Below are 253 nucleotides of genomic sequence, written 5' to 3' on the forward strand. Positions count from 1 at the left end.
CTCCTTTATTTTCGAAATATTGTTTTCATCATCATAAAAAATTTCACTTTTATGAGGTCTGCCCTGATCTGAGGAATATTCATATGAGATGATTCTGCCATCTGACAGCGTTGTATTATATTCACTTTTCCCTGCCTGTGGAAAATCTACAAGGCCAGGAGGAATAAAGTTATCTCGTCCTGGAGGGAGCTCTGTAACTTTGCTGCTGAAAATAATGTTTCCGTTTTTGTCAAATTTTTTGATCTGGATCTCG

The 253-nt window shown here is 37.2% G+C and carries 1 protein-coding gene; it reads right to left on the reverse strand.

What is annotated here, in order from left to right:
• Window positions 1-253, reverse strand: a 253-nt coding sequence (locus tag SB764_RS42720) for a hypothetical protein (protein WP_410867139.1), incomplete at both ends; no start/stop codon positions are given.

This window comes from Paraburkholderia sp. SIMBA_027 (genome assembly GCF_046535315.1).
Lineage (GTDB): Bacteria > Pseudomonadota > Gammaproteobacteria > Burkholderiales > Burkholderiaceae > Paraburkholderia > Paraburkholderia tropica.